Below are 12,765 nucleotides of genomic sequence, written 5' to 3'. Positions count from 1 at the left end.
CTCCCTGCAACGGTTACCAATCATTAAGGTTAACTTTCACAGGCGCGGAGAGTGGGGCTCCGGCTTTACAGACCTGCGGCCGGTCATTAGCAATAAGATCCCTTCTCTTCCCGGTTTCCCATGTTCGCCATTTTCGAAAGCACCCTGCCGATTTTCCTGGTCATCATTGCGGGAAACGCGCTGCGCCGGACACCGCTTATCAGGGACGAAACGTGGCCGGGACTGGAGCAGCTTTGCTACTGGTTCCTGTACCCGGCGCTGCTTTTCATCACCATTGCCAATGCGGACTTCTCAAAACTCCGGCTGGACGCCCTGCTTGGGGCTCTGATGGTCTCGGTCCTCGTGATGATCCTTCTCGTGCTGGCCATATGGCCCCTGCTGAAAGCAAGCGGATTGATCAGGCACAGTCAGTATTCTTCGCTCTTCCAGACTGCGGTACGCTGGAACGGCTTCATGGCGCTGGCGGTCGCGCAGAAGCTCTTTCCTCCCGAAGGTGCAGCCGTGGTCGCACTTGTGATGGCGACGATCATCATCCCCATCAACATCGCCTCGGTGTTCGTGGTCACACGGTTTGCGGACCGCAGCGCACCGTGGTCAAGGGTCCTTCTGGACGTGGTCCGAAACCCGATGGTTCTGGCGGCGGCGGGTGCGGTGGTTCTGCGGTTCATGCCCTTCGGACTCTACCCGCCTTTGAACCAGACGCTTGATCTGGTCGGTCGCGCTGCGCTCGGGATGGGGCTTTTGACCATTGGCGCCAGCCTGCGTCCCGGCGATTTCCTGGGCGCACCGGTAGCCCTGTGGACCTCCGCCTTTCTGAAACTGATCTTCTTTCCGGCGCTCATGATTTCGATGGCGCTCGGTTTTGGCGTCACTGGACCGGCGCTCGACTACCTGGCGCTCTGTGCGGCGGTTCCCACCGCCATGAATGGCTATCTTCTCGCACGTCAACTCGGTGGTGATGCACCACTTTACGCGAGTATAACCACGCTGCAGACAGCGCTCGCCTTCTTCACGATGCCGCTTGTTCTAACGGTTGTCGCTCAGCTCGCGTCCGGATAAAGCACATCGAGGATGGAGGCCGCATCGTGCCGCGCATCCAGCATTCCGTAAGTGCTGCGCCACTGGCCGGCAAGACGCGTCTCGATGAAGGCATCGGCAACCCTTCCGGCACCCATGCGTTTCAACTCGGCTGCGGCTGCCGCCAGGGCGAGCTGTTCGGTCAGGATGCGGGCCGACCCCTCATCCGTCTGACACACGCGCGCAGCGGCGGCCAGAACCTCCAGCGTTGCGCCGCCTTTTTCGCCAAGGTCTCTGCCAATCATCCCAAGCACATCGTCAAAAAGCCCGGCATTGCGCTCGAGGACGCGCAAAACGTCAAGTCCCATCACGTTGCCGGAGCCTTCCCAGATCGCGTTGACCGGGGCTTCACGGTAGTGACGGGCGAGCGGGGCCTCCTCGACATAGCCATTGCCGCCCAGGCACTCCATCGCCTCATAGGTGACGGCGGGCGCCAGCTTGCAGACCCAGTATTTGACCACCGGCGTCATGACGCGGGCGAAGGCCGCATCACCGCGGCTGTCGGCGGCCTCGTCAAAGGAACGGGCGAGCCGCATCGAAAGCGCCGTTGCCGCCGCGACGTCAAGGGCCATGTCGGCAAGCACCCGCATCATCAGCGGCTGCTCGATGAGCCGCGAGCCGAAAGCCTTACGGTGGCGCGTGTGATGCACGGCTTCCGCCAGTGCCGCACGCATCATGCCCGCCGAGCCCAGTGCACAGTCGAGCCGCGTCAGCGTCACCATGTCCATGATGGTGCGGATGCCACCACCCGGCTCGCCGACCAGTTCACCCATTGTGCCGTGGAATTCCACCTCTGATGAGGCATTCGAGCGATTGCCGAGCTTTTCCTTGAGACGCTGGAAATGCAGGCCGTTTCCGGCGCCGTCCTCCAGCACCCGCGGCACCAGAAAACAGGACAACCCCTGATCGGCCTGCGCCAGCACCAGAAAAGCGTCGGACATTGGCGCAGACAGGAACCATTTGTGGCCCGTCAGACGATAGATCTTTCCTTCAAGGCGTTCGGCCCGCGTGGTGTTTGCGCGCACATCGGTTCCGCCCTGCTTTTCGGTCATCCCCATGCCTATGGTGATGCCGTTTTTCTGCGCCACTGGCTTGTTCGAATGATCGTATTTGCGGACGGCCACGCGTGGCGCCCAGCGGCGAAACAGCGTGTTGTCCGCCATCAATGCCGCAAGCGAGGCATTGGTCATGGTCAGCGGGCATAGATGACCGCATTCGAGTTGTGCCGTCAGATAAAAGCGCGCAGCACGTATCTGATGGCGATGTCCTGCCTCGGATTCCGTCTTCTCCCAGATGGAGGAATGGAGCCCGTTGGCGGCGGAGCGACGCATCAATGCGTGATATGCGGGATGATATTCGACGAGATCGAGCCGGTTTCCATACCGGTCATGGGTTCTGAGCTGAGGCGTTTCGGCATTGGCCAGACGGGCCAGATCAAGTGCCTCCTGATTACGCACGAAACGCCCAAGCGTATCGAGTTCCTTGCGCACAGGTTCTGAGAACCGCTCTGCCACCTGCATCAGCAAGGGATCGCTGCGCCAGGCATTGGTGCCGGCGATCGGAGGCGACTGGTTGGTTACTTCATGCGTCACGGCTTCACTCTATCACAACAAAAGCAGCGCGTCGGGAATCAACGCACGCTCAACGACCCATAGTGGCAAGCACACCTTGCCAATCGATGAAAGCTTGATGACCCACAAAAACACAAAAGCTGTTATTTGTGCCCGGTAGACGGGTTCGGCACGCGATGCGCGCTTGCAGCGGTTCTGGCGGCAGCCTATAGCAGGCTCTTGAGATGACAAACGCCTCTTTCCCACTTTACCCACACCGCCACCTGCTTGGCATCAAGGGGCTGTCGCCCCTCGACATCGAAACACTTCTCGACCGTGCCGATGCGGCCGTTGCGATTTCAAGGCGGCAGGAGAAGAAGACTGCCGCGCTGCGCGGCCGTACACATATCAACCTTTTCTACGAAGCCTCCACACGGACCCAGTCTTCGTTCGAACTGGCTGGCAAGCGGCTCGGCGCGGATGTCATGAACATGTCCGTCGCAAGCTCTTCGACCAAGAAGGGCGAGACGCTGCTTGACACTGCGATCACGCTGAACGCCATGCGGCCGGATATTCTGGTGATCCGGCACGCTGCGGCCGGCGCTGCGGCGCTCCTCGCCCAGAAGGTTTCATGCTCAGTCGTCAATGCGGGCGACGGCGCTCATGAACACCCGACACAGGCTCTGCTCGATGCACTTACGATACGTCGCGCGAAAGGCCGCATTGGCGGGCTGACCGTGGCGATCTGCGGTGACGTTCTGCATTCACGCGTGGCGCGCTCGAACATCGTTTTGCTGAACGCCATGGGCGCGCGGGTGCGGGTCGTTGCACCCTCGACGCTTCTTCCCGCCGGCATCGGCCAGATGGGAGTGGAACCCTTCACGAGGATGGACGAGGGCCTGAAGGGAGCGGATATTGTGATGATGCTCCGATTGCAGCGCGAACGAATGGCAGGATCGCTCATTCCCTCGGTACGGGAGTATTTCCGCCATTTCGGCCTGGATTCGGAAAAGCTGAAGGTAGCCAGGGATGATGTGCTGGTAATGCATCCGGGCCCCATGAATCGAGGAGTCGAAATCGCCTCCGAGATCGCAGACGGACCGCAAAGTCTGATTCAGGAACAGGTGGAAATGGGCGTTGCCGTGCGGATGGCCGTGATGGAAGCGTTGCTTGACCCAAGACGTGACACCGAGGGAGACATGACATGAGCGCGACCGTCTTTCAGAACGCTCGTGTTGTCGATCCCTCGCGTGACATAGACGAAAACGGTTCGGTCATCGTCGCCGACGGCAAAATCCTTGCCGCAGGTGCCGATGCCCATAATCAGGGCACCCCTGAAAACGCTGAAATCGTCGATTGCCAGGGGCACGCTGTCATCCCCGGTCTGGTGGATTCGCGCGTGTTCATAGGTGAGCCCGGCGCGGAACACCGTGAAACCATCGCCTCAGCAAGCCGGGCCGCAGCAGCAGGCGGCGTGACGTCCGTCATCATGATGCCCGATACCTCCCCGGTGATCGACGATGTGGCTCTGGTGGAGTTCGTCAAACGCACCGCACGCGATACGGCGACCATCAACGTGTTTCCTGCTGCATCCGTAACCAAGGGGTTTGCGGGAAAGGAGCTTTCGGAGTTTGGGCTTTTGCACGAAGCCGGGGCCGTGATGCTTACCGAGGGGCGTTCGACAATCGACAACGCACTGGTGATGCGGCGTGCCCTCACCTACGCCCGCGATCTGGGCATTACCATAGCCCACGAGACACAGGATCCGCATCTGGCCTCCTCAGGCGTGATGAATGAGGGACTTTTCGCGAGCTGGCTCGGGCTTCCCGGCATTCCGCGCGAGGCTGAAACCATACCGCTCAGCCGGGACCTGATGCTCGCCACCCTGACCGGAGGCCGCTACCACGCCGCGAAAATCTCCACCGCAATGTCGGCAGCGGCCATCGCACGGGCCAAGAATGAAGGAGCGGATGTCAGCGCAGGCATCTCGATCAACCATTTGACGCTGAACGAAAACGACATCGGCGATTACCGCACATTCTTCCGGCTTTCGCCGCCCTTGCGCACAGAAGATGACCGGGTCGCCATGGTGGAGGCACTGAAAACCGGGGTTGTCGATATTATCGTTTCCTCGCACGACCCGCAGGACGTGGACACAAAGCGCCTACCGTTTGCCGAAGCCGAAGCCGGTGCCATCGGTCTCGAGACATTGCTGGCAGCATCATTGCGCCTTTATCACAATGGCGACCTGTCACTGATGCGCCTCATCGAGTGTCTGTCCACCGCACCAGCGCGATTGTTCGGGCTTCCCGGCGGCACACTCAAGCCGGGTGCGGACGCTGATCTTGCACTGGTGGATCTCGGCGCGCCGTGGATCGTACGCGAGGCAGACATTCGATCGCTGTCGAAGAACACATGCTTTGAGGGCGCACGTATGCAGGGTCGGGTCTTGCAAACAATGGTTGCAGGCCGCACAGTATTCACGGCCTGAGCGAAAGAAGGTTCGAGGGAGAGAACCAGATGCCGGATCCCATCAGTTGGCAGATTGCGCTGCCCTATCTCGCCGCAGCGCTCTTGTTCGGTTATCTGCTCGGATCCATTCCGTTCGGCTTGATCGTTACACGCCTCGCCGGTCTTGGCGATGTCCGCAAGATCGGTTCGGGCAATATCGGTGCAACCAATGTGCTCCGCACAGGCAACAAGAAACTCGCTGCCCTTACGCTCCTTGGCGATGCACTCAAAGGCACGGCTGCCGTTTTGCTTGCCGGTCTTTATGGCCCCGATCAGGCAATCGCGGCAGGGCTTGGCGCGTTTCTCGGCCATCTCTTTCCTGTCTGGCTAGGCTTCCGTGGCGGCAAGGGAGTGGCAACCTATCTCGGCGTCCTGATTGCGCTCGCCTGGCCGGGTGCCATCATTTTCGCCGCGGTCTGGCTCACCGTGGCCTTCGTCACGCGGTATTCGTCGCTTTCGGCGCTAGTCGCCGCGCTCGCCGTTCCGGTCGGACTTTACCTGCTGGACTATGTTCAGGTGGCTGAACTCTTTGTGTTGATGAGCGCGATCGTGTTTATCAAGCACCGCACAAACATATCGCGTTTGATGGCGGGGACTGAAACACGCATCGGGGGCAAGGGGTGATGAGTGCTGGCGAAGGCGCTCGGCTTAGCGACCGTCAGCGCCTCGCCTGGTTGCAGCTACTACGCAGCGAGAATGTCGGCCCGGTCACTTTCCGCCAACTCGTCAATCACTTCGGTTCGGCCGAAACCGCGCTAAAGATGTTGCCGGAGCTTGCGGCTCGCGGCGGAGCGACGCGGCGTATCGTTATCGCCTCCCTCGCGGATGTGGAGCGGGAACTGGAAGAAGCAAGACGCCTGGGCGCCAGTTTCGTCGCTGTCGGGGAACCTGAGTATCCCCCGTTAATGCGCCGTATGGACCAGCCGCCCCCACTGCTCGCGATGAAGGGGGATCTTTCCGTTGCACTCAGGCCGACAATCGCACTGGTCGGAGCGCGCAACGCATCACTCACCGGCATAAAGATGGCAAGGCAACTGGCGGCCGACCTCGGAAAGGCCGGCTTCTCCGTCGCGTCGGGACTTGCCCGCGGGATCGATGCCGCGGTCCACCAGGGCAGCCTCGACAGTGGCACCATCGCTGCGCTTGCCGGCGGTCTTGATCGCCCCTACCCGCCCGAAAATCTCACGCTTTTTGAGGAAATTGCGGAACGGGGAACCGTGCTGAGCGAAATGCCGTTCGGCTGGGTGCCGCGGGCGCGCGATTTTCCCCGCCGTAACCGCCTGGTCGCGGGTCTCGCCTTTGGTCTTGTGGTGGTCGAAGCGGCAAAGCGCTCCGGTTCTCTCATAAGCGCTCGGCTGGCCGGAGAGATGGGACGGCTTGTCTTCGCCGTACCGGGATCACCTTACGATCCACGCGCGGGCGGCACGAATGCGCTCCTGAAAGACGGTGCGATCCTGGTCACCGAAACCGATGACATCGTTTCGCAGATAATTCCCCTGTTGGAGAAACCGCTGCCGAGAACAGAAAGCCTTGAAGAACCCTCGCCTGTCTCGGCGGCTCCGCCTCCCAGCGATAGCGACCGTGATAAAATCACTCAGGCACTGGGCCCCACCCCCGTGCTGACAGACGATATTATCCGCCATACCGGCCTTCATCCCTCACAGGTTCTCACCATTCTGCTCGAGCTTGATCTTGCCGGTCGGCTTGAGCGGCATTCAGGAAGCGCGGTCTCGCTTCTTCCCGGGAACATCTAGCCCCCTCGCATTCCCCTGAAAACGACAGGGCTGGTCGCCGCGAATAATGTCGCCGGCCTCAAGATACGCCATCTCAATCATGTATGCGAGCAGGTCACATCGCTCCGCAAGCGCCATGGTTCGCAACTGACCGAGCATTGCCTGCATATAATCAAGTGCGTCGGTTCGGCCCCCACCACAATGTTCGCCCATTCGCCGACACTCCCTTCCAGCGCGCGGCACCCCTGGTGTTGCCCGATATCCGCCGTCCCCGATCATTCTCCATTAGGACCCAGATGAAGTATACACACCATTATAAACAAATAAACGGAAAATTTACGATAAACAAAAACTGTCCACAGACCCTTTCCAGCGGACGAAATTCCCGTTGACCCTTGACCGCACGGCAAAGCACGGCCATGTGACGAGGCTGGATTCGTTCAAATTGCGAGGCGCCGCCAGATGCCGGACGCCTGCGGGGAAATCTGAAAGCTTATGGATCTCGTTATCGTCGAGTCGCCGGCCAAGGCGAAAACCATCAACAAATATCTGGGTTCGAACTACAAGGTTCTGGCTTCGTTCGGCCATGTCCGCGACCTTCCACCCAAGGATGGCTCGGTGCGTCCTGACGAGGATTTCGCCATGTCGTGGAGCGTGGACAGCCCCTCCTCCAAGCGACTAAGCGACATCGCCAAGGCTGTGAAGGATGCCGATACGCTGATACTCGCCACCGACCCCGACCGCGAGGGAGAGGCGATTTCCTGGCATGTGCTGGAAGTTCTGAGGCAGAAAAAGGTTCTCAAGGACAAGCCGGTGCAGCGCGTTGTCTTCAACGCCATCACCAAGAAGGCCGTGCTCGACGCACTGGCCCATCCTCGTGAACTCGATGCGCCGCTCGTCGATGCCTATCTTGCGCGCCGCGCACTTGATTATCTGGTTGGTTTTACACTTTCGCCCGTCCTGTGGCGGAAGCTGCCTGGAGCGCGCTCGGCGGGCCGCGTCCAATCGGTAGCGCTGCGCCTCGTCTGCGACCGCGAGGCGGAGATCGAGCGCTTCATCCGCGAGGATTACTGGCAGATTGCAGCAAAGCTCTCCACGCCGCGCCAGGAGAGTTTTGAAGCGCGCCTGACGACCATCGACGGTAAAAAACTGCAGAAGCTCGATATCAAGAGCCAGGAGCAGGCCGACGACATCACTGCGATGCTTGAGGGCGCTTCCTTCAGAGCAGTCTCCGTCGAGGCGAAGCCCACGCGTCGCAACCCCGCGCCGCCCTTCACCACGTCGACCCTGCAACAGGCCGCGTCCTCGCGTCTCGGCTTCGGTGCCTCGCGCACCATGCAGGTGGCGCAGCGCCTCTACGAAGGCATTGACATCGGTGGTGAGACGGCAGGTCTGATCACCTATATGCGTACCGACGGCGTTCAGATGGCGCCTGAGGCGCTCGATCAGGCGCGCAAGGCGATCGGCGCCGAGTTCGGCGAGCGCTATCTGCCCGAGAAGCCGCGCTTTTATTCGGTGAAGGCCAAGAATGCGCAGGAAGCGCACGAAGCCATCCGCCCGACGGATTTCTCCCGCACGCCCGATCAGGTGCGCCGTTATCTCGATGCGGATCAGGCTCGTCTCTACGAAATAATCTGGAAACGTGCCATCGCCAGCCAGATGCAGCCTGCCGAGATTGAGCGTACGACGGTCGAGATCGTTGCCGAGAACGGGGCTCGCAATGCCGGGCTGCGTGCCGTCGGATCGGTCATCCGGTTTGAGGGTTTCCTTGCCGCCTATGCAATCGACAAGGACGAAAACGCCGAGGATGAGGAAAGCCGCCGCCTGCCTGAAATTCACGAAGGCGAGATGCAGACGCGCGAAAAGATCGACGCCACCAAGCACACGACCGAGCCGCCGCCGCGCTATTCGGAAGCCTCGCTCATCAAGAAGATGGAAGAGCTCGGCATCGGCCGCCCCTCTACCTATGCGGCGACGCTCAAGACGCTTGAGGATCGTGACTATGTGACGATCGAGAAGCGCAAGCTCATGCCGCAGGCCAAGGGCCGGCTGGTCACGGCATTTCTGGAAAATTTCTTCGAACGCTATGTGGAATACGACTTCACCGCAGATCTTGAAGAAAAGCTCGACAAGATTTCCGATGGCCAGCTTTCATGGAAGGAGGTTCTGCGTGATTTCTGGCAGGATTTCTCGGGCCATGTGGACGAGATCAAGGAACTTCGTGTCACCAATGTTCTCGATGCGCTCAACGAGGAACTGGCCCCGCTCGCCTTCCCCGCCAAGGAAGACGGCAGCGATCCGCGCGCCTGTCCGCGCTGCGGGAGCGGCCAGCTCTCTCTCAAGCTCGGTCGCCACGGTGCGTTCGTCGGCTGTTCCAACTATCCCGAGTGCGGGTTTACCCGCCAGTTCGGGGAGGCGGGCAATGGCGAGAATGGTGAAAACGGTCTCGACGGCGACAAGGTGCTCGGCAAGGACCCGCACACCGAAGAGGAGATCACGCTGCGCTCCGGCCGGTTCGGTCCCTATATCCAGCGTGGTGAAGGCAAGGAAGCCAAGCGGGCCGGGCTGCCGAAGGGCTGGGCGCCCGAATCCATCGACATCGAGAAGGCGCTTGCGCTTCTGTCGCTGCCGCGTGATGTCGGCCAGCATCCTGAATCCGGCAAGATGATCTCCGCCGGCATTGGACGCTACGGCCCCTTCCTGCTGCATGACGGCGCTTATGCCAATCTGGAAAGCGTCGAGGATGTGTTCTCCATCGGGCTGAACCGCGCCGTCACGGTGATTGCGGAGAAACAGGCCAAGGGCGGGCGCGGACGTTCGACGCCGACAGCTCTCAAGGAGCTTGGCGATCACCCCGACGGGGGCGGCAAGATCACCGTCCGCGACGGGCGCTACGGCCCCTATGTCAATCACGGCAAGGTCAACGCGACCCTTCCCAAGGGCAAGGACCCGATGGACGTGACGCTCGAGGAAGCGCTCGAACTGATCGCGGCCAAAGCATCCAAGGGCGGCAAGAAGAAGCCGGCGGCGAAGAAGAAAGCGCCGGCCAAGAAGGCGACCACGGCCAAGAAGACCACCGGGGCAAAGAAAAAGACCGCAGCCAGGAAAGAGGAATAACGCCTTGGCGCGCAGCATCTCCGGCAAGTCGAAATCGAAGGCCCGGTCGGCCAGCACACAAGCGGCCAAAGGGTCGTCCGGTTCGGCATTGCCCAGTCGCGACGAAGTGCTGCGCTTTATCAAGGACAATCCTGATCGCACGTCGAAGCGCGACATCGCCAAGGCGTTCGGTCTCAAGGGCGGCGACCGTATCTGGCTGAAGGATATTCTGCGTGACCTTCAGGACGAGGGACTTTTGAAGAAAACGCGCAAGCGCCTTCTTCGTCCGGGCGCGCTGCCTCATGTGGTAGTGCTCGACATATTCTCGCGCGACGCCGCCGGCGCGCTTCTGGCAAGGCCCGCCGAGCGCGAGGATCAGGATGAAGGGGAAGGCCCCCTGCCCCTCGTGGAAATCCGCACTCAAAAGGGCGGCAAGCCTGCTGGCATTGGCGACCGCGTGCTGGCCCGCGTTTTCCCCACGGATAATGGTGAAGGTCCCGCCTATACGGGCCGCGTGATGAAGGTCTTCGAAAAGCGGCGGCAGAGCATTCTTGGCGTCATCCGCAAGTCGAAGGATGGCGTGTTTCGCATCGAGCCCGTCGAGCGCACCCAGCGCGAACTCGTGATTGACGGCAACGATCTGAACGACGCGCAGGATGGCGATCTGGTGGAGATCGAGCCCATTTCCGGCGGGCGCTACGGCCCCGCGCGCGGCAAGGTGATTTCGGTCATCGGTTCGCTTTCCAGCGAAAAGGCGGTCTCCATGATCGCCATTCACGCGCACGAGATTCCACATATCTTCCCCGAAGGGGTGATCGCCGAGGCGGAAGCCGCAAAGCCCGTCACGCTTTCAGGCCGCGAAGACTGGCGCGACCTGCCGCTCATCACCATCGACCCGGCCGACGCCAAGGACCACGACGATGCGGTCATGGCTGAGCCTGATCCGGACGGGAAAAACCCGGGTGGCTTCATCGCCACGGTCGCCATTGCCGATGTGGCACATTATGTGCGGCAGGGTTCCGCACTCGACCGGGAGGCCCTGAAACGCGGCAATTCCGTCTATTTTCCGGACCGTGTCGTTCCGATGCTGCCGGAGCGCATTTCCAACGATCTGTGCTCCTTGCGCGAGGGCGAACCGCGCCCTGCGCTTGCCGTACGCATGCGTTTTTCTGCGTCGGGGCGGAAGGTCGGCCACAGCTTCCATCGTGTCATTATGCGCTCGGCGGCGAAACTCTCCTATCAGCAGGCTCAGAAGGCCATCGACGGGGAACCGGACGACAAGACCGGCCCGCTTCTTGACCACATCCTCAAGCCGCTCTGGGCGGCCTACGCCGTCCTGAAACGCGGGCGCGATGACCGTCAGCCGCTGGAACTCGACCTGCCTGAGCGCAAGATCCTCCTGAAGGAGGACGGCACTGTCGATCGCGTGGTCGTACCGCCGCGTCTCGATGCGCACAAATTGATCGAAGAATTCATGGTGCAGGCCAATGTGGCTGCGGCCGAGACACTTGAGGCCAAGCGTCAGGCGCTCGTCTACCGCGTCCACGACGCCCCATCGCTTGCCAAGCAGGAAGCCCTGCGCGAATTTCTGCGCACCTTCGAGATCTCGCTCGCGCGAGGGGCGCAGCTCAAGCCCGCCCAGTTCAACGCGATCCTCGCCCGCGTGCGTGACACGGAACACGAGCAACTGGTCAACGAAGTCGTGCTGCGCTCGCAGAGCCAGGCAGTATACGCACCTGAAAACCTTGGCCATTTCGGTTTGAACCTACGTCGCTACGCTCATTTCACCTCGCCCATCCGCCGCTATGCGGATCTGATCGTCCATCGCGCGCTGATTGCGGCTCTCGGGCTTGGCAAGGACGGGCTGACACAGGACGAGGAATCCCGGCTGGAAGAAACGGCTGCTCTCATCTCGGCAACGGAGCGCCGCGCCATGGCCGCCGAGCGCGACACGGTTGACCGGCTTGTGGCCGAGCATCTGTCGGGTCGTCTGGGCGAAGAGTTCGATGCCCGCATCTCCGGCGTGGCCAAGGCGGGACTTTTTGTCCAGTTGCCGCAATACGGTGCCGATGGCTTTGTGCCTGTCTCCACACTGGGAGACGAGTACTATATCTATGACGAAGCACGGCATGCCATGGTGGGTGAGCGCAGTGGGCGCGGCTTTCAGCTTGGTGACAGCGTGTCGGTGCGGCTCGTCGAAATTGCGCCGCTGGCCGGCGCCATGCGGTTTGAAATGCTGAGCAAGCCCGAGAAACTGCCGGGGTCGATGAAATCGTTTCACAAGGCCAGGGGTCGCCCAGGCCGCACCTCGGGTAAGAGCCGCCGCGCCTCGCAGGGCAGGAGACGATAATGGAAGAGAATATCTACGGCGGCGCAGCAACTGAAAAGAAGCCTGAACGCCCGCTTGTGGAGGCCATGAAACGCGGCTTCATGGGACGCTGCCCCAATTGCGGCGAAGGGAAACTTTTTCGCGCCTATCTGAAAACCGCGGACAAATGCCCTGCATGCGGCGAGGAATTCCACCATCACCGCGCCGATGACCTGCCCGCATATCTGGTGATCTTCATCGTCGGCCACGTCGTTGTCGGCGCGTTCATGGGGATGGAGGCGTTCACCGATTGGCCGGGCTGGGTGCATCTTTCGATCTGGGTGCCGGTCACGCTGATTATGTCTCTCCTTCTGATCGGCCCCATCAAGGGTTCGATCGTCGGGCTCCAATGGGCCTATTACATGCACGGGTTCGGCGATGAAGACGAACCGGCAGACACACACCCGGAACTGGAAAAACATTCTTAGGA

Annotated in this window: 9 protein-coding genes; 8 read left to right on the top strand and 1 reads right to left on the bottom strand. The window is 61.0% G+C overall.

Translation table 11 applies throughout. From position 1 onward, the window contains the following. Positions 1 to 120: 120 nt before the first annotated feature. The gene (locus HF949_RS11695) at positions 121 to 1,059 is read left to right on the top strand and encodes an AEC family transporter (protein ID WP_292895463.1); all 939 of its coding nucleotides are present in this window, start codon (positions 121 to 123) and stop codon (positions 1,057 to 1,059) included. Here HF949_RS11695 and HF949_RS11690 read toward each other — a convergent pair. Next, entirely contained in the window at positions 1,041 to 2,669 is a 1,629-nt protein-coding gene (locus HF949_RS11690) for an acyl-CoA dehydrogenase family protein (protein WP_292895461.1), read from the bottom strand. The two genes, HF949_RS11695 and HF949_RS11690, sit on opposite strands and share 19 nt — an antisense overlap. Before the next feature lie 203 nt (positions 2,670 to 2,872). Between HF949_RS11690 and HF949_RS11685 the strand changes: the two genes are divergently transcribed. The 7 genes from HF949_RS11685 to HF949_RS11655 all read left to right on the top strand — a co-directional run bounded on the left by HF949_RS11685 (position 2,873) and on the right by HF949_RS11655 (position 12,763). Then, positions 2,873 to 3,835, top strand: a complete 963-nt coding sequence (locus tag HF949_RS11685) for an aspartate carbamoyltransferase catalytic subunit (RefSeq protein WP_292895459.1) — start codon at positions 2,873 to 2,875, stop codon at positions 3,833 to 3,835. Continuing rightward, positions 3,832 to 5,118, top strand: a complete 1,287-nt coding sequence (locus HF949_RS11680) for a dihydroorotase (RefSeq protein ID WP_292895457.1) — start codon at positions 3,832 to 3,834, stop codon at positions 5,116 to 5,118. Before HF949_RS11685 ends, HF949_RS11680 begins: the two co-directional genes overlap by 4 nt. A gap of 29 nt (positions 5,119 to 5,147) precedes the next feature. Next, entirely contained in the window at positions 5,148 to 5,762 is a 615-nt protein-coding gene (gene plsY, locus HF949_RS11675) for a glycerol-3-phosphate 1-O-acyltransferase PlsY (RefSeq protein WP_292895455.1), read from the top strand. Continuing rightward, the gene (dprA, locus tag HF949_RS11670; RefSeq protein ID WP_292895453.1) at positions 5,762 to 6,892 is read left to right on the top strand and encodes a DNA-processing protein DprA; all 1,131 of its coding nucleotides are present in this window, start codon (positions 5,762 to 5,764) and stop codon (positions 6,890 to 6,892) included. The genes plsY and dprA overlap by 1 nt, the downstream gene beginning before the upstream one ends. Before the next feature lie 474 nt (positions 6,893 to 7,366). Further along, positions 7,367 to 9,988, top strand: coding sequence for a type I DNA topoisomerase (gene topA / locus HF949_RS11665; protein ID WP_292895451.1), 2,622 nt, complete (start codon positions 7,367 to 7,369; stop codon positions 9,986 to 9,988). 4 nt (positions 9,989 to 9,992) lie between these two features. After that, on the top strand, positions 9,993 to 12,317 hold the full coding sequence (gene rnr, locus HF949_RS11660; protein ID WP_292895449.1) for a ribonuclease R: 2,325 nt from the start codon (positions 9,993 to 9,995) through the stop codon (positions 12,315 to 12,317). Then, complete coding sequence (locus HF949_RS11655; RefSeq protein ID WP_292895447.1) at positions 12,317 to 12,763, top strand: DUF983 domain-containing protein; 447 nt, start codon at positions 12,317 to 12,319, stop codon at positions 12,761 to 12,763. Before rnr ends, HF949_RS11655 begins: the two co-directional genes overlap by 1 nt. Positions 12,764 to 12,765 lie beyond the last annotated feature (2 nt).

The sequence above is a fragment of the Nitratireductor sp. genome (genome assembly GCF_017794765.1).
In the GTDB taxonomy this organism is placed as follows: Bacteria; Pseudomonadota; Alphaproteobacteria; order Rhizobiales; family Rhizobiaceae; genus Nitratireductor.
The sequence above is the reverse complement of the archived record's forward strand: the minus strand, read 5'-3'. Positions and strand labels throughout refer to the sequence as shown.